This window comes from Nocardioides abyssi, assembly GCF_030412915.1.
Lineage (GTDB): Bacteria > Actinomycetota > Actinomycetes > Propionibacteriales > Nocardioidaceae > Nocardioides > Nocardioides abyssi.
In genome coordinates this window covers 1-300 of record NZ_JAUHJR010000094.1, presented here as the reverse complement: position 1 = coordinate 300, position 300 = coordinate 1, and the positions used below count along the sequence as shown (strand labels likewise).

The window sequence follows — 300 nt, the reverse complement described above, 5'->3', positions numbered from 1 at the left end:
GCCCGCCGCTGATCGCGGCGAGGGTGGAGAAGCGCTGGAAGACACGGATCGGGTCGTCGGAGGAGAGCACCGTGACGCCGGTGCCCAGGCGCAGCCGTGAGGTCTGCCCCGCGATCGCGGCCAGCACCACGTCGGGCGCGGAGATCGCGTAGTCGTCGCGGTGGTGCTCGCCGAGCCCGAGGTAGTCGACGCCGACCCGGTCGGCCAGCACGCCCTCGGCCACGACCTGGCGGATCGCCTCGGCCGCGTGCACCGGACGTCCGTCGGGGCCGAGCTCGAGGTCGCCGAAGGTGTCGAGCC

Annotated in this window: 1 protein-coding gene; it reads right to left on the bottom strand. The window is 74.3% G+C overall.

Going from position 1 to position 300, the window contains the following annotated elements; all coding sequences use genetic code 11:
• Positions 1-300 (bottom strand): LLM class flavin-dependent oxidoreductase (locus tag QWY29_RS20045; protein WP_300962996.1); only part of this gene is annotated, 300 nt, incomplete at both ends.